This window comes from Mesorhizobium sp. PL10, from assembly GCF_053714315.1.
In genome coordinates this window covers 1-21,003 of the sequence record NZ_JBSKBR010000039.1, presented here as the reverse complement: position 1 = coordinate 21,003, position 21,003 = coordinate 1, and the positions used below count along the sequence as shown (strand labels likewise).

The 21,003-nt window shown below is 60.8% G+C and carries 17 protein-coding genes and 4 pseudogenes; 7 read left to right on the top strand and 14 right to left on the bottom strand.

All coding sequences use genetic code 11. The annotated features are described in order from the left end of the window. Together ACWGTO_RS30410 and ACWGTO_RS30405 are read left to right on the top strand one after the other, a co-directional pair. On the top strand, positions 1 to 152 hold a 152-nt coding region (locus ACWGTO_RS30410; RefSeq protein WP_454578453.1), incomplete at its 5' end, for a 4Fe-4S binding protein. Between the two features lie 30 nt (positions 153 to 182). Next, positions 183 to 1,147: pseudogene (locus ACWGTO_RS30405) on the top strand (1-aminocyclopropane-1-carboxylate deaminase). 138 nt (positions 1,148 to 1,285) lie between these two features. Here ACWGTO_RS30405 and ccoS read toward each other — a convergent pair. The 9 genes and pseudogenes from ccoS to ccoN form a co-directional block, all read right to left on the bottom strand. Further along, complete coding sequence (gene ccoS, locus ACWGTO_RS30400; protein ID WP_454578451.1) at positions 1,286 to 1,447, bottom strand: cbb3-type cytochrome oxidase assembly protein CcoS; 162 nt, start codon at positions 1,445 to 1,447, stop codon at positions 1,286 to 1,288. Next, positions 1,444 to 3,735 carry a heavy metal translocating P-type ATPase gene (locus tag ACWGTO_RS30395; protein ID WP_454578450.1) on the bottom strand — a complete coding sequence of 764 codons (2,292 nt, stop codon included), beginning with the start codon at positions 3,733 to 3,735 and terminating at the stop codon, positions 1,444 to 1,446. Before ACWGTO_RS30395 ends, ccoS begins: the two co-directional genes overlap by 4 nt. Next, positions 3,732 to 4,247, bottom strand: a complete 516-nt coding sequence (locus ACWGTO_RS30390; RefSeq protein WP_454578449.1) for a FixH family protein — start codon at positions 4,245 to 4,247, stop codon at positions 3,732 to 3,734. Before ACWGTO_RS30390 ends, ACWGTO_RS30395 begins: the two co-directional genes overlap by 4 nt. Then, complete coding sequence (ccoG, locus tag ACWGTO_RS30385; RefSeq protein ID WP_454578448.1) at positions 4,244 to 5,803, bottom strand: cytochrome c oxidase accessory protein CcoG; 1,560 nt, start codon at positions 5,801 to 5,803, stop codon at positions 4,244 to 4,246. The genes ACWGTO_RS30390 and ccoG overlap by 4 nt, the downstream gene beginning before the upstream one ends. A gap of 112 nt (positions 5,804 to 5,915) precedes the next feature. After that, a pseudogene (locus ACWGTO_RS30380) lies at positions 5,916 to 6,026 on the bottom strand (cytochrome-c oxidase, cbb3-type subunit III); the annotation flags it as partial. 195 nt (positions 6,027 to 6,221) lie between these two features. Continuing rightward, positions 6,222 to 7,085: a cytochrome-c oxidase, cbb3-type subunit III gene (ccoP, locus tag ACWGTO_RS30375; RefSeq protein WP_454578447.1), complete on the bottom strand. Its 864-nt coding sequence runs from the start codon at positions 7,083 to 7,085 to the stop codon at positions 6,222 to 6,224. A gap of 2 nt (positions 7,086 to 7,087) precedes the next feature. Beyond that, a complete protein-coding gene (locus ACWGTO_RS30370) occupies positions 7,088 to 7,237 on the bottom strand; it encodes a cbb3-type cytochrome c oxidase subunit 3 (RefSeq protein WP_454578446.1) in 150 nt (49 codons plus the stop codon). Between the two features lie 9 nt (positions 7,238 to 7,246). Next, on the bottom strand, positions 7,247 to 7,978 hold the full coding sequence (gene ccoO / locus ACWGTO_RS30365) for a cytochrome-c oxidase, cbb3-type subunit II (protein WP_454578445.1): 732 nt from the start codon (positions 7,976 to 7,978) through the stop codon (positions 7,247 to 7,249). Between the two features lie 11 nt (positions 7,979 to 7,989). After that, positions 7,990 to 9,594: a cytochrome-c oxidase, cbb3-type subunit I gene (ccoN, locus tag ACWGTO_RS30360; RefSeq protein WP_454578444.1), complete on the bottom strand. Its 1,605-nt coding sequence runs from the start codon at positions 9,592 to 9,594 to the stop codon at positions 7,990 to 7,992. A gap of 246 nt (positions 9,595 to 9,840) precedes the next feature. On the opposite strand from ccoN, the gene ACWGTO_RS30355 reads away from it, so the two are divergent. After that, positions 9,841 to 10,260, top strand: coding sequence for a hemerythrin domain-containing protein (locus ACWGTO_RS30355; RefSeq protein WP_454578443.1), 420 nt, complete (start codon positions 9,841 to 9,843; stop codon positions 10,258 to 10,260). Here the strand turns inward: ACWGTO_RS30355 and ACWGTO_RS30350 are convergent. Then, positions 10,257 to 11,003, bottom strand: coding sequence for a Crp/Fnr family transcriptional regulator (locus ACWGTO_RS30350; protein ID WP_454578452.1), 747 nt, complete (start codon positions 11,001 to 11,003; stop codon positions 10,257 to 10,259). The two genes, ACWGTO_RS30355 and ACWGTO_RS30350, sit on opposite strands and share 4 nt — an antisense overlap. 136 nt (positions 11,004 to 11,139) lie before the next feature. Here ACWGTO_RS30350 and ACWGTO_RS30345 point away from each other — a divergent pair. Further along, positions 11,140 to 12,464, top strand: a pseudogene (locus ACWGTO_RS30345) (radical SAM protein); the annotation flags it as partial. A 122-nt stretch (positions 12,465 to 12,586) separates the two neighbouring features. On the opposite strand, the gene ubiM reads toward ACWGTO_RS30345, so the two are convergent. Continuing rightward, complete coding sequence (ubiM, locus tag ACWGTO_RS30340) at positions 12,587 to 13,756, bottom strand: 5-demethoxyubiquinol-8 5-hydroxylase UbiM (protein WP_454578442.1); 1,170 nt, start codon at positions 13,754 to 13,756, stop codon at positions 12,587 to 12,589. A gap of 192 nt (positions 13,757 to 13,948) precedes the next feature. Here ubiM and ACWGTO_RS30335 point away from each other — a divergent pair, with 192 nt between their 5' ends. Both ACWGTO_RS30335 and ACWGTO_RS30330 read left to right on the top strand, forming a co-directional pair. Further along, positions 13,949 to 14,164, top strand: a complete 216-nt coding sequence (locus tag ACWGTO_RS30335) for a hypothetical protein (protein ID WP_454578441.1) — start codon at positions 13,949 to 13,951, stop codon at positions 14,162 to 14,164. A 622-nt stretch (positions 14,165 to 14,786) separates the two neighbouring features. Continuing rightward, positions 14,787 to 15,956 carry an MFS transporter gene (locus tag ACWGTO_RS30330; protein WP_454578440.1) on the top strand — a complete coding sequence of 390 codons (1,170 nt, stop codon included), beginning with the start codon at positions 14,787 to 14,789 and terminating at the stop codon, positions 15,954 to 15,956. Positions 15,957 to 15,970: 14 nt separating this feature from the next. Here ACWGTO_RS30330 and ACWGTO_RS30325 read toward each other — a convergent pair whose 3' ends face one another. Together ACWGTO_RS30325 and ACWGTO_RS30320 are read right to left on the bottom strand one after the other, a co-directional pair. Next, positions 15,971 to 16,258 carry a hypothetical protein gene (locus ACWGTO_RS30325; RefSeq protein ID WP_454578439.1) on the bottom strand — a complete coding sequence of 96 codons (288 nt, stop codon included), beginning with the start codon at positions 16,256 to 16,258 and terminating at the stop codon, positions 15,971 to 15,973. 972 nt (positions 16,259 to 17,230) lie between these two features. After that, a pseudogene (locus ACWGTO_RS30320) lies at positions 17,231 to 17,938 on the bottom strand (IS110 family transposase); the annotation flags it as partial. A gap of 241 nt (positions 17,939 to 18,179) precedes the next feature. Here ACWGTO_RS30320 and ACWGTO_RS30315 point away from each other — a divergent pair. Continuing rightward, positions 18,180 to 19,523, top strand: a complete 1,344-nt coding sequence (locus ACWGTO_RS30315; RefSeq protein WP_454578438.1) for a hemolysin family protein — start codon at positions 18,180 to 18,182, stop codon at positions 19,521 to 19,523. Between the two features lie 160 nt (positions 19,524 to 19,683). Here the strand turns inward: ACWGTO_RS30315 and ACWGTO_RS30310 are convergent, their stop codons facing one another. Continuing rightward, positions 19,684 to 20,421 (bottom strand): sulfotransferase family protein, encoded by a 738-nt coding sequence (locus ACWGTO_RS30310; RefSeq protein WP_454578437.1) that lies wholly within the window; start codon positions 20,419 to 20,421, stop codon positions 19,684 to 19,686. Between the last annotated feature and the right edge of the window lie 582 nt (positions 20,422 to 21,003).

The following is a 21,003-nucleotide window of genomic DNA, read 5'->3' as shown; positions in this document are numbered from 1 at the left end:
TCTGCGATGACGAGGACGACTTCGATGGCGAGCTCAATCGCATGATCATGGTCGTCGACCAAGCGGGCCGCTGCATCGGCTGCGGAGCCTGCGCTCGCGTCTGTCCGAAGAACTGCCAGACCCATCTTGCGGCCGACAGCGCCGCAGCTTGATCTGCCCCGCTCACCTTTGGCCAGACCCCCATCGAGAAGCTCGACCGTCTCGGCCAACATCTGGGGGAAAGGTGGATATCTACGCCAAACGCGACGACTGCACTCCGGTCTCGCATTCGGCGGAAACAAGCTCCGCAAACTCGAATACATCGTCCCTGACGCGATCGCGTCAAATGCCGACACGCTTGTCACAATCGGCGGCGTGCAGTCCAACCACACACGCATGGTCGCGGCGGTCGCCGCCAAGATCGGCATGAAATGCCTCCTGGTACAGGAGAGCTGGGTGCCGTACGAGGATGTCGTCTACGACCGAGTCCGCAACATTCTCTTGAGCCGCATCATGTGAGCAGAGGTGCGCCTGGTCGACCACGGCTTTGATATCGGCATCCGCCCAAGTTGGGAACAGGCGCTCGAAGAGGTCAAGGCAAGGGGCGGCAGACCCTACTCGATACCGGCCGCGGGCTCCGTGCACAAATTTGGCGGCCTTGGCTACATCCGGTTCGCGCAGGAGGTGCGCGCGCAAGAGAAGCAGCTTGGATTTACCTTCGACTATATCGTCACATGCACGGTCACCGGCTCGACGCAAGCCGGCATGATCGTCGGCTTTGCCAGAGACGGCCGACAGCGCAACGTGCTCGGCATCGATGCCTCTGCAACTCCCGAGCAGACCAGCGCGCAAGTACTAGCAATTGCCAATGATACCGCGAAGCTCGTCGGTCTTGGGACTGAATTCACCGAGGACGACGTGGTGCTGCTGAAGGAGTACGCATCCCCGTATGATGGCATCCCGTCGGAGGAAACAAAGCAGGCAATCCGTATGTGTGCCAGCCTCGAGGGTATGATTACAGATTCCGTCTATGAGGGCAAATCGATGCAAGACCTGATTGATCTTGTCCGGAAAGGGCTTCTTTCCAGAAGGTTCGAATGTCCTCGACGTCCATCTGGGCGGAGCGCCGGCAATCAACGCTTACGGCTATATGTTTCGCAACGGCTGAGGTTTGCAGACATTAGCCGCAATCCAGCTCGTGTGGCTTGGCCGACAGGTGAATTCCAATTCCCAGTTGGGCAAGAGAGCTCTTGCGATAAGCTCGCGGCGATCCGCGGCTGGAATTCACTTCCAGATGGTCGCGCGTTCAGTCAAAACCGTCCGGCTTGTCGTCCCGGTCGATCAGGATGCGCTCTGCCGCACCGTCGAGATCGTCGTATTGGCCGCTACGCAGTGCCCATAGGAAACCGGCCAGTCCAAGCGCGCCGAGGAAGAGCGCAACCGGGATGAGATAGACAAGGATCGTCACCGGGACTGGACCAGCATGTCAGGGCGTGCGGCCTTTTCAGGCAGAACATTCCCGTGCCCCGCACGCTTCGTGAAGGCGTGAAGCCGCATGGCGTTTGCGACAACGATCAGTGATGAGGTGGACATCGCGACCGCCGCGACGAGCGGCGTCACGTACCCTGATATGGCGAGAGGGACGGCAAAGATGTTGTAGACGATTGCAATGGCTACGTTCTGGCGGATCAGCCGGCCCGCCTTTCGTGAAATATCCAATGCCAAAGGCACCGCCAGAAGGCCCTCGCGCAGGAAAACGAAATCGGCGGCATTGCGACCGATATCGGCTGCGGTGGCGGGAGCCATCGAGACGTGCGCAGCCGCCAGAGCCGGTGTATCGTTAAGGCCGTCGCCTACCATCAAGACCTTGTGGCCCGCCCTGGTCAGTGCCTCGATGTGCTCGACCTTGCCGGTAGGAAGAAGCGACGGCACGAAGTTGCCGATGCTCAAGGACTTGGCCACCTCACCGCAAGCTTTGGCGGTATCCCCGGACAGCATTTGGATGGATACGCCAGCATCCTTCAATTCCTTTACCGCGGTCCCGGCGTCGGCGCGCGTGGCGTCCTCGAAGTCAAACGAGGCGACTGTCACACCGTTCCTCGTAAGCACCGTCCCGCTGTAGCCGCCAGACTTACAGTCCCCACCGGCCCTAGCTTTCCCTTCGGCCCATCCCCGTCGGCCCAGGCGCCAAGTGTTCGCCTGCCTGGTGGCCTCGATGCCGAAGCCAGGGTGCTCGGTGATCGAAGAAAGCCTCGGCTTATTGGAAGAACCTGATAAGACAGCGATCGCCGTTGAGTACGGATGGCGAGAATGCGTAGCCATGTCGGCTGCGATTGCCAGTATGGCCGGATCGATGGATAGCGCGTTGATAAGCCGCGGCCGTCCAAGAGTGAGCGTTCCGGTCTTGTCGAACACGGCTGTGTCGATGGCCGCCAGCCGTTCCATGGCCGAACCGTCCTTGACCATGACGCCGGCATCGAACAAGCGCCGCGCCGCGACCACCTGCACGATCGGCACGGCAAGGCCGAGCGCGCACGGGCATGTAATGACGAGAACCGCGACCGCGATGGTGAGCGCCCTGTGCAAGTCGCCCGTAGCCACCATCCATCCGAGGAATGTAGCGAAGGCGGTGAGGTGGACAACCGGGGCATAGAGTGCAGAGACTCGATCGGCGATGCGGCGGTATTTCGCGCGTCCGCCCTCGGCAGCCTCCATCAGCCGAACCATTTCCGCCAGGAAAGAGTCTTTTGCGGCAGCGGTGGCCTCGATCGTCAGGGGGCCGGTGAGATTGAGTACCCCGGCCTGGACGATTTGCCCGGCCGACGCTTGTCGCGGCGTGCTCTCGCCGGAGACCAGGGAGCAATCGAGGTCCGATGCCCCTGCTAGGACCTTGCCATCGACCGGGATCCTGTCGCCTGCGGCCACAAGGATCTGCATTCCGGCCTTGATTTCCTCTGTCGGCAGGTAATCGCGAGAGCCGTCGGCCCGTACGACCACTGCCCCGCGCGCGGCAAGTCGCGACAGACCTTTGACGGCGGTTCGCGCGCGCTCGCGCATGACATGGTCGAGCGTTCTGCCGATCAACAGGAAGAACAGCAGCGAAACGGAAGCGTCAAAATAAGCGTCATCGCGGTGATTGATCGTCCCGTAGAGGCTCATCGTGTAGGCGAGCGAAACGCCGACTGCGATAGGCACGTCCATATTCATGCTACCGTGGCGCAATGCGTTCCAGGCGGAGCGAAAGAAAATGCCGCCGGCGAAGGCGAGAGCAGGGATGGCAATCAGAGCCGAAACCCAATGGAAGAGGTCGCGGGTAATTCCTTCCGCACCGGACCAGACCGAGACCGACAGCAGCATAATGTTGCCCGCGGCAAAGCCGGAAACGGCAACCGCCCGGATCAGGTCCGACAAGGTCTTGTCCTCCTTGGCGGTCTCGGGGTCGAACAGATGCGCCTGAAAGCCAAGCCGTCCGAGCGTGGCGAAAATCGGTGGCACCTGGTCGCCACGCCAGCGCACTGACACGCGTTTGGTGGATAGATTCACGCGAGCGCTTTCGATGCCTTCCAGCTTTCCCAAAGCCGTCTCGACGGCGTGTATGCAGGCCGCGCAGTGAACTGTCGGTAACGACAGATCGGTCTGATGCGTGTCGCCACCCAGACTGCGGCTGGCCAGTTTGATCTCGTCGCTTGACGGCAGCGCGGACGCTGCGTCGACGACGACCAGCGCCGCGCCGGCGCCCGGCGCGCAGCAGCTCATCGCAGCGCTCCCTTCGAGATCATGATGCGGCGAACATCACGAAATGGCAGAGCAAGGCCCGCATCGGCGTCGATTTCGACGATCCAGACCCCATCTTTCGGCGTATAACGCGCGGCAAATTCCCCGTGCCTATCGGCATGGCCACCTGAGGCCGCGGCAAGTGTCACAGCTCTGTCCTGCGCGTCGTAGGCGGGGTGCCGAAACAGGACCCGCACGCCGTGCAGCGGAACCATCATGCCCTTAGCATCGGCAACGCTGTAGCGAACTTCGCCTGAGACAATGGTCAAACTGCCTTCCCAGCCAAGTGCCGCTTGTGCCCGTCCTTCCCTGGCCTTCTCGTTGAACTGTTGGCTGGCCACGTACGTGTTCTCGACCACAAGGCCGGTCCAAGTCGTGCTGGCTAGCGTTGCCATGGTCAGGTTCACGGCGATCACGATGCCAAAGAAACCGAGAACTGTCAGGAGCATATGCTTGCCAGTGAATTCGCGTCTACTTTGCGTGTTGGCTTTCATCTCGCGATCTCCGGCGCATTGAAGCTGGCGGTGTACTCGGCCGATTCAGAGCTTGCCTCGTCCCCAATCCGAAACTTGAAGCCTTGCACCGGTTTGTTGACTTTGTTCGCCGGTTGGCGGACGAAAACCTTGAGCATTGTGAGCCGGTCCGGCTCCATTGGAACGGCGAATGAGCGGCCGGCTGGCAGGTCGACGCCGACGAGACTCATTTCCGCACCGGCGAGCCCTTCCAGGGTGAGCACGATCGTCCTCGGCTGCGGGATCATGTTGAGCAATTTGACGATGTAGCCGTTTCGGATCGAGCCGTCCGAAAGCGTTACAAATTGCGGATTGCGGTCGTGAAGGACATTCAAATCCAGCCGCTCACGCGTCAGCAGGCATGAGATGAGCACCAATCCGATCGCCAACCACGCCCCGAGATAAATGAAGCTGCGCAACCGAAAGATCTTGCGCAGATGGACGTGCGTGACACCCTCGAGGAAGGTGGTGCTCGAGTTCCTGATCAGCGCCGGGTTGATGGCACCGGTGCCGCCGGCGGTCGCCAGTGCCAAGTTGGCGTTGTAGTCCGCCAGCGTTGCATAGGAGATCAACCCGCGCGCGCGGCCGAGTTTGTCCATGACGCCATCGCAGGCGTCGATGCAGAGGGCGCAGGTGATACACTCCATCTGCTGGCCATTGCGGATATCGATACCCATCGGGCAGACCGCCCTGCAGGAATTGCAATCGACGCAATCGCCGACAGGCCGTTCGGGGGCCAAGGCTTTCTTGGCATGGCGGCAACGGGGTTCGCCGCGCCAGTCGTTGTATGTCACGGTCAGCGAATTTTCGTCGAGCATGGCGGCCTGGATGCGTGGCCAGGGGCACATATAGGTGCAGACCTGCTCGCGCATCAGCCCGCCAAACAAGTATGTGGTCCCCATCAGGATGGCCAGGGTGACATACGCGACGGGTGCCGCCGTGCCGGTGGCGATTTCGCCGAGCAGCTTCGGCGCATCGGCAAAGTAGAAGATCCAGGCCCCGCCTGTGGCAACTGCGATGACCAGCCACACGGCATGTTTGATTGTACGCAGAAGCAATTTGCGCGGGCTCCAGGGACCGGCTTCAAGTCTTATGCGGGCATTGCGATCACCTTCGATCGCGCGCTCAACGAAGAGGAACAGGTCGACCCAGACCGTCTGCGGACAGGTGTAGCCGCACCACGCCCGCCCGACCATGGACGTGACCATGAACAGGCCGATGCCGGCCATCATCAAAAGGCCCGCGACGTAGTAAAATTCCTGCGGCCAGATTTCGATGAAGAAGAAATAGAAGCGCCGGTTCCCGAGATCGAGCAGGACGGCTTGGTGCGGCGCGAAGGGGCCTCTATCCCATCGCAGCCATGGCGTCAGATAATAGATGGCGAGTGTTATCACCATGACCAGCCATTTGAACTGGCGGAAACGGCCCGAAGCACTCTTCGGGAAAATCTTCTTGCGCGCTGCATAGAGCTGTTGCCGAACGTTGGCGGAGTTCACAGCCTCGGCTGCGCGCCGTTCGATCTGCTTTTGGTCCAGCACCGCGCCTCCAGTCGAGCAGTCTGCAGCTTCGCGTCGAGCAAGCTTGCCGCAGGGGCGGCCGCGCCGCCTTGATGCAAGTCAATCCCGCGAGCCGAAAGGTAGGTCGAGGTGGCGAATGCACATAAACGGCAAGCTCCTTCACTTTGTCTCTCCCAGACGCGCCTCCCATGCTGGTCTGATTGGGTGCGCGGACCTGCGCGGCGATTGCGCTTTCCCCCGAGCCATCCCGGCTGCGCGCCGTTCGATCTACCTTTGGTCCAGCACCGCGCCTCCAGTCGAGCAGTCTGCAGCTTCCCGCAGGCGCGGCCGTGCCGCCTTGATGCAACTCAATCCCCCGAGCCGAAAGGTAGGTCGAGGCCCGGCTGTACAGCCGGGCCTCGTCGCTTGACGGTGGTGGGTGGTGAATAGGCCGCTTCTCCTATTCCCCACCGCCAAGCGAATGCACATAAACCGCAAGCTCCTTCACTTTTGTCTCCCCCAGACGGGCCTCCCATGCTGGCATCACACCCTGCTTGGGTGCGCGGACCTGCGCGGCGATTGCGCTTTCGCCCGAGCCATAAAGCCAGATCGCGTCAGTCAGGTCGGGAGCCCCAAGCTCCCGGTTTCCCTTTGCGTTTTCGCCATGACAGCCAGCGCAATTGTCCGCGAACACGTTGGCGCCGAACTGAACCAGGATCTTATCGCGCACCGGCCCCGAAAGGCTAGCCACATACGCGCTGACCTGGCTGATCTGCTCGGGTTGAAGCACGTCTGCGAAGGCCGGCATTTCCGACTGGCGAGTATCCAGGTCGGGAGCAAAGCGGATGCCGTGGGTAATGGTCTTCTGGATTTCCTCGGCCTTACCGCCCCACAGCCAGTCGTCGTCGTTGAGATTTGGAAAGCCCTTGGAGCCTTGAGCGCCAGAGCCATGACACTGCACGCAATTGACCTTGAACGCCGCGCCGCCGGCTGAGACAGCAAATTCGCGCAACGTGTCATCCGCAAGGATTTCGGACACGGATTTCGATTGGACCCCGGCGACATATTTGTCCTTGGCCGCGTCCGCGGCCGCAAGCTCGTTCTTGACCTCGTTGCGGCTCGAATAACCGAGAACACCTTTCGTGGCGGACGTCAGCATCGGCCATGCCGGATAGGCAATCGTATAGCCGATGGCCCAGACGATGGTGATATAGAAGCAAATCACCCACCATCGGGGGAGCGGATTGTTAAGCTCCCTGATGCCATCCCATTCGTGACCGGTCGTAGAGATGCCAGAGACTTCGTCGATATCCTCGCGGCTCATGATCAGTCATCCTTGAAAGGGATCCGGGCAGCTTGGTCGGCCCGCGTTCTACCACCTGGGCGCAGGGCAAAAGCAATGCAGCCGACAAAGAACAGCGCCATGCCAGCCAGGCCCCAGCTGTCGGCGAACTCCCGCATCAAATTATAGCCCATGCATCCCCCTTAGCGGTAGCCAGCTGCATCATCATAGGTCTTGAAATCGACCAGAGTGCCGAGCATCTGCAAATATGCGACCAGCGCGTCCATCTCCGTGACCTGGCCTGGATTGCCGTCGAAATCACCGACCTTGGCCTTGGGATAGCGCTTTTCGAGGGCCGCCGTGTCGGCGGCAGGATCTGCTTGTGCTTTCAGATCGGCGTTGGCATTGGCGATCATGTCTGGCGTGTAGGGAACGCCGACGCGAGCGTTCGCCACGAGATGCGTTGAGAAGTCTTTCACGGCGATTTGGGCGTCCTTGAGGAACCCATAGCTCGGCATGATCGATTCAGGCACGACCGAGCGCGGGTTCGTCAGGTGCTGCGTGTGCCACTCGTTGGAATATCGATCGCCGACGCGCGCCAGGTCCGGACCGGTGCGTTTCGAACCCCACTGGAAGGGATGGTCGTACATCGACTCGGCCGCCAGGCTGTAATGCCCATACCGTTCGACCTCGTCGCGAAACGGCCTGATCATCTGGCTGTGGCAGAGGTAGCAGCCTTCGCGCACGTAGATGTTGCGCCCGACAAGTTCGAGCGGCGAATAGGGGCGCATGCCTTCCACCTTCTCGATCGTGTTGTCGAGGTAGAAGAGCGGCGCGATCTCGACGATGCCGCCGACGGTCACCACAAGAAGCGAGCCAACGAGGAGGAGCGTGGCGTTTCTCTCGATGAGGGCGTGTTTGGCCATCAAGCCCATGTTTGGCTTCCTTATTCGGCAGGCTGGAAAGCGGACACGGAACCCGGCAATGGCTGCTCTTCGCGCCGGCGGCCAAGAATGGTCATGGCGATGTTCCAGGCCATGATCAGGGCACCCGAGAGATACATCGCGCCCCCCAGGGCCCGCATGACATAGTAGGGGTGCATGGCAGCGACGGTTTCGGCGAAGGAGTAGACTAGGAATCCCTGCTCGTCGTATTCGCGCCACATCAACCCCTGCATGACGCCGGAGACCCACATCGCGGCCGCGTAGACCACGATGCCAAGTGTCGCCAGCCAGAAGTGCCAGGTGACGAGGCGCAGCGAATAAAGACGTTCGCGGTTCCACAGTTTTGGCACCATGTAGTAGAGCGCGCCGAACGAGATCATGCCGACCCAGCCGAGCGCGCCCGAGTGAACATGGCCGATGGTCCAGTCTGTATAGTGCGACAGTGAGTTCACCGTCCTGATCGACATGACCGGACCTTCGAAGGTCGACATGCCGTAGAAGGCGATCGCGGCAACCATCATGCGAATGATCGGGTCGATGCGGATCTTGTCCCAAGCCCCTGACAAGGTCATCAGGCCGTTGATCATGCCGCCCCATGATGGCATCCACAGCATGATCGAGAACGCCATGCCGAGCGTCTGCGCCCAATCGGGCAGGGCGGTGTAATGCAGGTGATGCGGTCCGGCCCAGATGTAGAGGAAGATCAACGCCCAGAAGTGGATGATCGACAGCCGATAGGAATAGACCGGCCTGTTGGCCTGCTTCGGCACGAAATAGTACATCATGCCGAGGAAGCCGGCCGTCAGGAAGAAACCGACCGCGTTATGCCCGTACCACCATTGCGTCAGGGCGTCCTGGACACCGGAGAAGGCGGAGTAGCTTTTGGAACCGAGGAAGGAAGCAGGCATCGACAGATTGTTGACCACATGCAGCATCGCGATGGTCACGATGAAGGACAAGTAGAACCAGTTGGCGACGTAAATATGCGGTTCCTTGCGCTTCAGGATGGTGCCGAGGAAAAGGATCAGGTACGCGACCCAGACAATGGTCAGCCATATGTCGACATACCATTCCGGCTCGGCGTATTCGCGGCTCTCGGTGATGCCGAGCAGGTAGCCGGTCGCTGCCATGACAATGAAGAGCTGGTAGCCCCAGAACACGAACCAGGCGAGATTGCCGCCGAACAGCCGGGCACGGCAGGTTCGTTGCACCACATAGAGCGAGGTGCAAATAAGCGCGTTGCCGCCGAAGGCGAAGACGACGCCGGATGTATGAAGGGGCCGCAAGCGGCCGAAATTGAACCAGGGCTGGATGTTGAGGTCCGGATAGGCCAGCTGCAGCGCAATGGCCAAGCCAACCAGCATCCCGACGACGCCCCAGAACATGGTGGCGATGGCACCGTGGCGGATCGGCCCATCCATATAGGCCGATCGATCAATCGGAGCTGCCGGTTCGATGTTGCGCAGCAGAACGGCCGTGAAACCGGCAAGAACAAAAAACAACACCCACATATGTTGCCGGAAAGGTTCGTCTATGCCGAAACCGGCCGCCACCAGAGCGGCGAAGGCGAACAAGCTCAGGGCGAAGATTTCTCTGCCGAATTTCATGACATGTCCCTGACGGCGGATTTGATGCGGACGCGGGTCCGCTCCCCACTAATCCCGTAAACGGCGTGTTGGCGCCTTGATCTATGTCAAGGGCGATGATCGTCAGTCGGACAATTCTGCGTTCTGAACTCACGCGGAGGCGCCCACATGGCCAGCTGCAAATCTTCAGTGGTCGTTAGATGCAAAGCCTGGCCGTTTGTCGAAGGCTGCTTTCATGGCAGCCGACCGTGCGGGGATGTCTGTCTCTTGCACGATCGCAAGTTGCGGATCTACGACGAGCTGGAAGCGATAGCCGACGGATTGCCCTCGGTGAATCGGTCGAGGTGCCTGCTGATGGCAAAAGAATTGGTGCCGCTGCTGCGCATAAGCTATGCCCGTGAGGAAGAGCATCTCTTTCCTGCGTTTGCGAGAGACGCAACTGATGGCAAGCCGATGGCTTCGCTACGTCGCTTGCGGGCCGAGCACATCGAGGATGAGTGCGCGGCACAGGATCTAACCGATACCCTGCTGACAATCGGGCATGGGGGTCGCATCACCAACCCTGAGGCCCTCGGCTTCATGTTACGGGCCTTTTTTTGTGCGTCACGGCGACACATCGCATTCGAACGCGAGCACGTCCTGCCAGTTGTCGCAAAGCAAAATCGTGCGAACCGACCGGAGACCTAAGCGTCAGAACACGCCCAAGTGCCCGAACAGCGTTGCAGCCGGCTCACGCTACCGACCACGACATGACGATTGTTCTTAATCTGGATCACGCCGTCGGCACGAAGCTTTGTCAGCTGACGGCTGATGGTCTCGACCGTCAGGCCGAGAAAGTCGGCGATATCGGCGCGGGTGAGCGGCAGATCGAAAGTTGCCGATCCCTTGCTGGTGTCCGTCGCCGGGTCGATATTCCTCGCGATCAGGAAGAGAAAACTCGCTACCTTCTCAGCCGCCGTCTTACGGCCCAGAGTCACCATCCACTCGCGAGCCTCATCCAATTCCATCAGTGTCTGCTTGAGCAGGCGGTGTTCTAGAGCTGGTGCCTCCCTCATCATCCGCTCGATAGCCGCTTTCGGGAACGAGCACAGCGAGACTTCGGTCGCGGTCTCCGCGTTGATCTCGCTTTCCGACTTGAACGGCCGGCCCACAAAATCGGGCGCGAATTGAAGCCCGACGATCTGCTGGCGTCCGTCCGCAAGACCCTTGGTCAGCTTTATGACGCCCGAAAGCAGGTTCGAATAGGTTTCGATCGCTTCGGCGTCTCCGACCAGCTCGGTTCCGGGCGGAACGCTGTGTCTCGACGAGGCCTTGGCCAAGTCGACCAACTGATTGGGCTCGAGCGCGCCGCACAGCCCGTAGTTCCGCGCATCGCAGGATCGGCAAAGCAGAGGAAGGACATCGCTTTGAACGTCTTGTCGGATGGTCATCACACGGCCCGTACGGAAAAAATGGTGGCGGCAAGATAGCACCGCTGCCGCGTCAGGTGTTGCGTCAGTTTGTCCTGCCTCGGCACCGTTGATCGAAATCAAGGCGGCCGCGGTTTGCAGAGGGCAAGTTGCCCTCATGCATGAAACAGCAACCCACGGCACGCGTCCCGAACTGACCGTCATGCTGCGCGAGACCGTGCCGCGTTACACGAGCTATCCGACCGCGCCACATTTTCATTCTGGTGTCGATGCCGGTCTGCTTCGAGGCTGGATCAATGCCATCAAAGGCGACGACGAGTTGTCGCTGTATTTCCACATTCCCTATCGTAACACGCTGTGCTGGTTTTGCGCCTGCCACACCTACGCGGCATTATGCGCCGGTGGCAACCCTCCTGCGCGTTCTACATTGCCAGATCGAAACGGTCGGGCGTCTCATAAGGGGCAGGGGCCGACGTGCGTGCTGTCCATTTTGGCGGCGGCTCCCCGACCATCCTGAAACCCTACGACATACTTGCGCTCGGAAAAGCCTTACGCGACCGGTTCGATCTTTGCCCCGATGCCAGCTTCAGCGTCGAAATCGAATCCCGCGACATCGACGAAGCCCGTCTCAATGCGCTCGGCGCGATCGGCATGACGAGAGCAAGTCTGAGCGTACAGGATTTCCATCCCAAGGTGCAGAAGGCCATCAATCGCGAGCAGAGTTTCCGCCTGACCAAGAGTGTGGTGGACGGCGTACGCGCCCGCGGCGTGAATCGGTTAATCTTGACCTGCTCTACGGACTGCCGCACCAGACGCTTGAAGCGTCGCCGCGACAGTCGCGCACGCCTTGACGCTGGAGCCCGACAGGGTTGCGGTGTACGGCCATGCTCATGTGCCGTGGGTCAAGAAGCAGCAAACGATGATTGACGAGGCCTGGCTGCCCGATTCCGCCGAACGGCTGGCGCAGTCGCAGCTTGCCGCGGGATCATCGTGCGAGCCGGCCATGAGGCGATCGGGCTTGATCATTTTGCCAGGCCGCACGATTTGCTCGCCATCGCGGCGCGCACGGGCAGCCTACGCCGCAACTTCCAAGGCTACAGGCGAAGACAACTGCGAAACCCTGATCGGTCTTGGCCCATCCTCCATCAGCCGCTTCCGGCAAGGCTACGCCCCGAATATGGTTGTGACTGGCGAGTAAGAGAAGGCTGCGGTTGCCGGCCAATTGGCAAGGGGCAGGGTCATCGAGCGCCTGATGTGCGACTTCGCTTTCTCGGCGCTCGACTTGGTAGAGCGTTTCGGTCGGGTCGGCCAAAGGGTCCTCCGTCAGGCAAGCCGCGTCGCGATCGGCGGCTCAGGCAGGCTGCTACAAGCCGACGGCAATAATTTTGTCGTGCCGCAGGAGAGCCGTCCCCTTGTCAGGACTGTGGCGGCGAAATTCGACAATACCTTGAGACGGGAACAGGCAGGTATTCTGTGGCCGTCTGTCTGAGTGGCTGCGGTGGACACGTCTGGGCCACAGGTGCTCGCCATCTTGAACACCAATCATGGACTGTGTTGCCCGAGCAAACCGTGCGCAGAACGGGGTCCCGTCTCTAAAACCGAAGCTAGCGCCTCAGCACGGCAGAAATTCCGCGTCGGACAAATGGCAGATTTTGACCGAGCCGAAGGCCAACATGCCTTGCGACCTGCGCCAGCGGGCGATCGTCTGTATAAAGCTTAACCAGCATGTTGGTCGCGTGGTAAAGCGGCGCGGCGCTCAGCCTTAGCCGGGCTTCGTATCGGCGAAGCAGGGTTGGATCGGCGATATCGGTTCCTTTGCGCCAAGCCGTCAGAATTCCCTTAGCAAGCTGATGCTGACCACCAAGGCCGATGTTGAAGCCATGCGCTGTGACCGGATGCATGCCGACAGCCGCATCCCCGATGAGCGCGGCGCGCGGCATCCAGAACCTGTCTGCCCAAGTCGTGACGAGTGAGTAGGCGTGGCGGCTGCTGGCCAGCGACATCTTACCCAACCGTCCGCCACAGCGCTGGGTCATCTCCGCAAGAAAAGCAGCATCGTTCATCAGGACAAGCCGGGAAACCTCGTTTGCGGGAAGTGTCACAAGCAGTGACGACACGCCAGTCGCAAGCGGCAGCATCGCGATCGTCTGCTTATCATCAAACCATTCCGTCGCGATGCGGTGATGGTGCAGCTCATGACGCACACGGCAGATCAGCATCGAGCAGCCGAGCCGATTGACGTCGGCGGCAATGCCCAGCAGATCGCGCAGGACAGACAGGCGTGAATCCGCCGCCACGAGAAGCTGGGCGTGGAGCTGTCGACCATCTGAGAAGGTCACCGTCGCGTCACCGCGTTTGATGTGAGCGGCGACGACGTTGCAGTCAGCGAACACACGTGCATGCTCCCGTGTCCGGACAACGCTGAAAAGGGCACTGCGAATCCGATGGTTGGAGACGAGAACCCCCAGCGGCTTCGCGCTTCCCGCAGGCGCGTCGAAGCTCAGGGCGAAAGGATTCGATCCGTTGAGCACACGCGCACCGAGCAGGGGCGATTTCTCCGAATGGGGGATGCCATCCCATGCGCCGAGCTCTCGTAGAATCTTAACTGAAGCGTGAGTGAGTGCAATCTCGCGTCCGTCGAAGGCGGGCTGCGCCAGATCTGCCATCGACCGGCGTTCGATCAACGCGACCTTGAGGTCACTTGCGGCAAGCGACGCGGCAAACGCCAGTCCAACCGGGCCGGCCCCGACCACAATTATGTCAAAGCTGGTCATCTTGCGCTAACGCCGCCGCTGTGCGGGCCAAGGGAAACATGTGAACAGCAGACTTGCCCGACCGTTTTCCGATGGCTCGGTTCGGCATTTTGCCTCTCGAGACAAGAAATTTTTGCGACGTTGATCCAGGTCAATGCCCGCCGCGCGCGTCCACATGATTCTTCCAAAAAAACGACATTCAGTAGGTGATACATGGCCGACATCGTCTCGAAGCTTGTCCGGGAGTGCAACACAGCGCGGTTCAAGGGCGTGGATTTTCTAACGATCTGGCAGACAACGCTGAAACAACATCCCTACGTCGCGGGCGAGCCGCTGCAAGATCAGAACGAAGCTGGACCTGCGCTCATGATCCCGTTGATCACCGGCCGTCATCTCATATTTGACGCTTCAGGTTTTCGGCTGGGCTAAATAGCAGTGTGGTAGCGGCTGACCACCCGGTTTCGACCAGGAACAGCCACAGCTTGCGTGCTTAATGACGAGATTGCGAAGAAGCCCAAGCCCATCACTGTCAATGTAAAGTCCAACCACCGAAAAAGTTTCCGCCGCCATATCATTCTCCTTGAAGCGCGGATGACGAGAGCATGCCGTAAACGGACAAGCCTTGATCTGGGTCAAGCACCACCGAAAGATTGATCGAAAAACGTTTCTTAACCGGCCGATTTGCCAGCCGCCAACTCGACAGATCGTCCCAGCGCCGCCTGCGGGCGCCGCGCCGGTTGACGTGTAGCCTCATCTCCGTGACTTGTACCAAGCTCCGAAGCACGCTGCCTGCAGCCTCGCCTTTCTTGCGCGATTTGATAAGATGCTTTGCCGCGCGGTCGGAACGACAACGGCACCAGCGGCCTAGGCCGGCATCGGCACCTCAGCCGGAAAGCCTTCGCCGTACGGAGCCGCGCGGCATTCGGTCCGATGTCCGATGTCGGATATGCGACGTCGCTGGATCGACCCAATCGTCTGTTTCGGCACCACCTCTCGTTTGGAACGATGCTTGCGTGGCCGTCCGCGAATGTCCCTGAGCGTCTGGACGCCCATGCCTTTGCCGATCCTTGCGCTTGCCATTGCGTCCTTCTGCATCGGCACCACCGAATTCGTCATCATGGGCCTGCTGCCGGAGGTCGCCGCCGATCTCGGCGTCACGATCCCCTCGGCCGGCCTGCTGGTCACCGGCTACGCGCTGGGCGTCGTCTTCGGCGCGCCTGTCGTGGCCATGGCCACCGCGCATCTGCCGCGCAAGCCGGTGCTGGTCGGGCTTGCGGCCCTGTTCGTCGTCGGCAATCTCTTTTGCGCCATCGCGCCCAATTACTGGCTGCTGATGGCCGCGCGTGTCTTCACCGCTTTCGGCCATGGCGCCTTCTTCGGCATCGGCTCTGTCGTCGCCGCCAGCCTGGTGCCGCGCAACAAGCGCGCCAGCGCGATGGCGATGATGTTCGTGGGATTGACGCTCTCCAACATCCTCGGCGTTCCCGCTGGAACGGCACTCGGCCAAGCCTTCTGTTGGCGGGTTACTTTCCTGGCCGTGGTCGGCATCGGCCTGATCTCGGTCGCGGCCATCGCATGGCTGGTGCCGTCCGATGTCGCCGAGCCAAGCGGGGGCGGCCTGCGCGCGGAAGTCCGCGTGCTCGGCAGGCTGCAGGTGTGGCTGGCGATGCTGATCGCGGCGCTGACCTCGGCCAGCCTTTTCGCCGTTTTCACCTATATCAAACCCTATCTCACCGACGTGTCGGGCCTGCCGACCGCGGCGGTCACCTGGGTGCTTTTGCTTTTCGGTGCCGGCATGACCATCGGCAACGTCATTGGCGGCAGGCTGGCCGACTGGAAACTGATGCCGACAGTGATCGCCACCTTGCTGCTGATGGCCCTGCTGTTCGTCGGCTTCATGCAGTTCGGCGCGATCGCCGGCGTTGCCGTCGGCATCGTCTTCCTGTGGGGCCTGCTCATCTTCGTCGTCGTGCCGCCGCTGCAGATCCGCGTCGTCGAGGCAGCGTCCGATGGACCGAACCTTGCCGCCACGCTCAACCAGGGCGCCTTCAATGTCGGCAATGCCGGCGGCGCCTGGATCGGCGGCGTGGCGCTGTCCGCGGGCGTTTCCTACGCCAATTTGCCGCTGGTGGGCGCGGTGCTCGCCCTGCTGGCGTTCACTGTCGCGGTGCTGCTGCAGTCGCTCGATCGCCGGACTGGCCTGCAGACGCGGATGGCTTAAGCAGCATCTCGGCATCACACATATTCCGCGGGATCAGCCCGTGTGCCGCCCTTGAGCAGCAGGAGCCCGAGGCTCGGATCGGAAAGATAAGAGAGTTTGCCGCCGGCTGAGGCGGCCAAGTGCGGACACAAGGGTGGGCGTGCCTTGTGTCGGCCCTGACATTCCACCGCTTGACCGAACTTCCAATCCGATGCGGCGGCGAAGTAGGGCTGGCTCCCAAATCCGACGGTAAGGCGATCCGTGTTGTGCGTTTCACCCGAAATCTGCTCAACGACAGAGTGAAAACGGGTCTGCCAGCGCAATTATGCCTCCAGCCGGGCTCCCCAGAGTTGCCATCCCCTGTCGGCTCCTGCTCAGCCGTGGAGCGGTATTCCCGCCTTGCTGCCATTGGGGAAGCTCGCAACAGTCTTGGGTTCGTCGCCGAGGCTCCGGACGGCATAGCCAGCAAATAGAATGTTACAGATACCTGGTCACGACAGCGGCAGACGGTTTAATGAGCGGGTTGAGGCAAAGGAATGAGAGAATGACCAAGTTCAAGAAGTCTTCGGAGCTTGGGGCTGGTGCAATGTCGTGGCAGGTTTGGCTCGCATAGCTGGCACAGTACAGCAGGGGCATGGAGCACACACTGTGCAGGATTGTGCGAAGTGCAACGAAGTGTCGGACATCGGACGTAGCAGTTCCGGCGGAGCCCGTTGTAATTAGAGGGGTTCTCATTTGGCACGACTGATGCAGTGTGATCCGCAACAAGACGGCATTGAGATCGCACCAGGAAAGTCGAATGGGCGCAATGGTTCCCTCCTAGCGTGATCCAGAGTTTGAAGCCATCCTAAGCATCGCAGCCAAGATCTCGGCATCGTCCACATTCGACGCGATCAGACCACCGGGTGATGGCACAGCAGCTTACGCAGGCCGGTGCCGGAGCCTCGGAATAGAACTGGAGACGCCATGACGGGAGAGAGCGAACCATTCGAGGACGAAACACCGACTATCGGGCGCCAGCGTTTGAAGCCCGAGTGGCCTGGTCAGGAGAGGGAACAACATTCACGCGCGTCCGGCCCTGAGATGATGCGAAGCCAGTGTTTTTCTCCTTGGAATTCTTGTGCGTGGCGCCGGGGTGCGATTTGGGGATCGTCGCGAAACCAAGCAGTCACGCGACCTTGAACGTGCCATCCGACCTCGGGAGGGTGATTTTTTTCGCGGACCGATCGCCTCCGTCGGGCAGAGGTCGGGAAGCTCCCTCGGCGGACTTCGGGCGGATGTTCCTCCCACTCCATTGCGGCGGTGACCAAAGCCATGCCGCGCAAAGCCTGCAGAGCATGAACGACCGGGGCCAACGACCAGTCGCTCAACATCATCTCGATGTGCTTTGTCAGCCGATCCCGGCGGTCTGTTGCCGCCTCGATCATGGCGATGTGATCCTCGAGCACAATGTGATGGGCCGGTTGCGCGAAGAAGGCCGGCCAGCCAACGACGGTGCATCTGCGTCCAGGCCGGACGGCCATAGTGGCAGCCGTGGCGCAACAGAAATCCGCTGAGTTGCTGGCGCGCCTGCCGCAGACTGCACACCGCAGCCAGGCGTGCCCGCACCAGGTCGCGCATCGCCTCATGGGCAGGATCGGGGATCCAGACGGCGCTGAGCTCACCAGCGCGATGAAGCCTTGCCAGATTGTTCGCATCTCGGCGGTCTGTCTTGAAGCGATCGCCCGGCTTTCGCGGGATCAGGGAGGGCGAAACGACCACACCGTCATGGCCAGCCTCGGAAAGCTGCCGCTGAATGCCGTAGCCGCAAGGTCCTGCTTCGTAGCAAAACTTCAGCGTTCGCCCGGCTGCGAAAGCTTCGTCAGCATGCGGGCCAAGGCCGTGGGCGTGTTTTCGATCTGGCCAAAACGCGCGCACGTCACCGCGCTTACCGCCATCGGCAAACGCCACCGCATCGTTTCTCTGTGAACATCCAATCCGACATATGTGATAGTCTCGTCCATGGCCCGTCTCCTATGCATGAGGCTCTACGAGAGGGATCGCTCTCGCAACCCTCGATACCTGCATACTGTGAGACGGGTCACCCAGCCCCAAGCGAACATTTAGGCTCGTCGGCGTGAAGTCCGGCCGCAAAAGAAACGCTGGTCACACTCATCCATCCGCACCCCGCAGGAATGCCACAAAACCCTGTTACGAGTGATTGCCAATCATCACGCGTGGCGGCATTCCGCCCAAAAGGAGATCATGTCCAATATCGATGGCGGTATTTACGATTCACTCGGGATACTGGCCGTATTTGCCCTCGTCGCCGCCAATGGTTTCTTTGTAGCGGCCGAATTTTCACTTGTGGCGGTTCGCCGCAGCCGCGTGATCGAACTGGTCAATGCCGGCAGGCTCAATGCAAACGCCTTGAAGCGCGCCGTCGACAATCTCGACGCCAACCTCGCGGCCACCCAACTCGGCATCACAATATCCTCGCTCGCGCTCGGGTGGGTCGGCGAACCCGCGCTCGGCCATCTAATCGAGCCGCTGCTGAACGCATTGCCGGGATCGCTGGCGACATTCGGTTCGCACGCCATCGCGGTCGTCATTTCCTTCATTATCATCACCGCGCTGCATATCGTGCTGGGTGAACTGGCGCCCAAGAGCCTGGCGCTCCAGCGCAGCGAGGGGACCGCGCTCCGGGCGGTGCGCCCGCTCGGACTGTTCCTGTTCCTGTTGCGCCCAGCAATCATCGGCCTCAACCGTCTCGGTAACCTCGTGCTGCACCTCTGTGGGCTGCGGCCGGGAACGGGCGAGGAACCGCTGCATTCGCCCGAGGAACTTAAACTGCTCGTCGCCGCCAGCCAGGAGGCCGGGATGCTGCAGCAGGCGCAGCAGGATCTGGTCGAGCGCGTCTTCAACATAGGCGACCGCCGCATCGCCAACATCATGACGCCGCGACGCGACGTCGACTGGATCGACGCCGATGACAGCCTCGAGGAGATGCTCCGCGCTGTCCGCGACTGCCGCCACGACCAGCTCCTGGTCGGGCGCGGCGGCATCGACGAGCCGCTGGGCATGGTCCTGAAGAAGGATCTTCTCGACCAGGTGCTCCACGGTAACGCTTTAAATCCGATGGCCGTCATCGGCGAACCGGTAATCGTGCATGAGGGAACGCCGATCTTCCGCGTGCTCGACCAGTTCAAGAGAGCGCCGGTGCGACTCGCCATCGTCCTCGACGAATATGGCAGCCTGGAAGGGATCGTCACCCAGACCGATCTGCTCGAAGCCATCGCCGGCGACCTGCCGGACATGGAAGGCGAGGCCCCCGACATCGTCGAGCGTGACGACGGCTCGCTGCTGATCGACGGCATGATGCTGGCGCACGACGCCTTCGCACGGCTCGGGTTTCGGCCGGGATCTGCGGAGGGCGATTTCCACACCATCGCAGGCTTCGCCTTGTTCCAACTCGGACATCTTCCCGAAGCCCGCGAACATTTTACCTACGAGGGCTGGCGCTTCGAAATCCTCGAGATGGACGGGAGGCGCATCGACAAGCTGCTCGTGCGCCGCGAAGCCGCTACATCCACTGCTGCAGCCATTTGAGGCCGAAGACGCCGGGCGCCAGTATGCCCAGCCCAGATGATCGCTGACGTTGGCCATCTGGAAGGTCAGCGCGGGCATCTCGCAGATGCCTGCGACCAGCGGCATCGAAGCGCGCAACGGGCCCGAGAAGCGGCCGACCAACGCCCGCCCCAGCTTGCGGTTACCCCAGCCACCACAATGCCGCGATCACCACCGCGATGGCCGCTACCGTCAGTCCCAGCATGATGTAGGAGCCCTTGATGATGTCGCCGATGATCTTCTTGATCATTTCGCGGTCGTTCAGGTTTGGGAAGGGTTCGCTCGGCTGCGCCACGTCGAGGAAATGGCAGAGCGGGCCCCAGCCTTCGCTGACCTTGAACACCAGCAGTTTTTCCGGCGGCACGGCCGCCTTCACCTCGTCGACATAGGCGTTGTAGCGGGCTACCGCCTTGTCGCGGTCGCCCATGACGCCGGCCAGTGTGCGCCCCCAGATGAGCTTTCGCGACATGTCGCCGAACTTGCGGCCGAACGGGGTGAGCCATTCCAGGATCTTGAACTGCCACAGGTTCTCGGTGAAGTAGATCGTGTCGATCGTGCTTTCGTACCATGCCTCGGCGCCGCGTGGGTGCAATGTCAGCAGCACCTTGGCGTCGGGGTAGGCCACCATCAGTTCGCGCCACACGCAGCAGCCGGGATTGTCGACCGTGGCCGTGTAATTGGCGAACACCTTTCCCCAGTCCTGCTGTGAACCGGGCGGGCTGTTGGCCACCTTGCGCCAGAAATCGAGATGGCCTGTGTTGGCCTTGTTCATGATCACTTCCTGCATGTGGTAGCAGGGCAGGCCAAGTTTGTTCAGCGCGGCAAAGGTCGACCATGTGCCGGTGCGGCCGAAACCGGCCCCGATCAATTTGAGCGTCATTCCCCATCCCCCACCCCGGTCCGTGAGCACATTCTCATCCTCGAAAATGGCTCTTGCAGCTCTTCTGAACCGGATGGGAAAGCAACGTGAATATGACATCACGGTCGATTCCATTTGTTCGAAGGCAGATAGCGATTTTGGGCCTACACTCGCTAAGCATGAACTGTCCTCACTCAGACAATAGAATCCTCGGGATTGCGGTTATGCAGGCGAATATTGCCACTCATTACCCACGAGCCTTGCTCCGAAAACGAATACCGGGGCAGCTCTTGCTAGCGGAGCAAGCTTCAAAATTTGTGCCAACTGCACAGCGGAACGCGAACGCAATTTCTTAGACAAATTCAGAGGGCTAAGGCACCACGGTAGTGTCGGCGAACGCCCACATCTCGCGGTGTCGCGGACTAGCTAACAAAGCCGACAAGAGTATTGGTGGCCGCCTTTGTCGGAGTGCCGAGTACGAGCCCTTCGCGACTACGGCGGATTCCTGCCCGCTGCTTTGCTTTTGCCCGACTTAAACACCGCCTGTAAGAATAAGTTATTAAGTCAGCATGTTAGGCGCGCGCCGGCGCGTGTTACCACTAC

Bases quoted from the DNA above. Each gene is read 5' to 3' on its own strand.
- ACWGTO_RS30395 (WP_454578450.1), bottom strand. From the start codon at position 3,735: ATGAGCTGCTGCGCGCCGGGCGCCGGCGCGGCGCTGGTCGTCGTCGAC.
- ACWGTO_RS30390 (WP_454578449.1), bottom strand. From the start codon at position 4,247: ATGAAAGCCAACACGCAAAGTAGACGCGAATTCACTGGCAAGCATATG.
- ccoP (WP_454578447.1), bottom strand. From the start codon at position 7,085: ATGAGCCGCGAGGATATCGACGAAGTCTCTGGCATCTCTACGACCGGT.
- ACWGTO_RS30370 (WP_454578446.1), bottom strand. From the start codon at position 7,237: ATGGGCTATAATTTGATGCGGGAGTTCGCCGACAGCTGGGGCCTGGCT.
- ccoO (WP_454578445.1), bottom strand. From the start codon at position 7,978: ATGGGCTTGATGGCCAAACACGCCCTCATCGAGAGAAACGCCACGCTC.
- ccoN (WP_454578444.1), bottom strand. From the start codon at position 9,594: ATGAAATTCGGCAGAGAAATCTTCGCCCTGAGCTTGTTCGCCTTCGCC.
- ACWGTO_RS30350 (WP_454578452.1), bottom strand. From the start codon at position 11,003: ATGACCATCCGACAAGACGTTCAAAGCGATGTCCTTCCTCTGCTTTGC.
- ubiM (WP_454578442.1), bottom strand. From the start codon at position 13,756: ATGACCAGCTTTGACATAATTGTGGTCGGGGCCGGCCCGGTTGGACTG.
- ACWGTO_RS30335 (WP_454578441.1), top strand. From the start codon at position 13,949: ATGGCCGACATCGTCTCGAAGCTTGTCCGGGAGTGCAACACAGCGCGG.
- ACWGTO_RS30330 (WP_454578440.1), top strand. From the start codon at position 14,787: ATGCCTTTGCCGATCCTTGCGCTTGCCATTGCGTCCTTCTGCATCGGC.
- ACWGTO_RS30315 (WP_454578438.1), top strand. From the start codon at position 18,180: ATGTCCAATATCGATGGCGGTATTTACGATTCACTCGGGATACTGGCC.
- ACWGTO_RS30310 (WP_454578437.1), bottom strand. From the start codon at position 20,421: ATGACGCTCAAATTGATCGGGGCCGGTTTCGGCCGCACCGGCACATGG.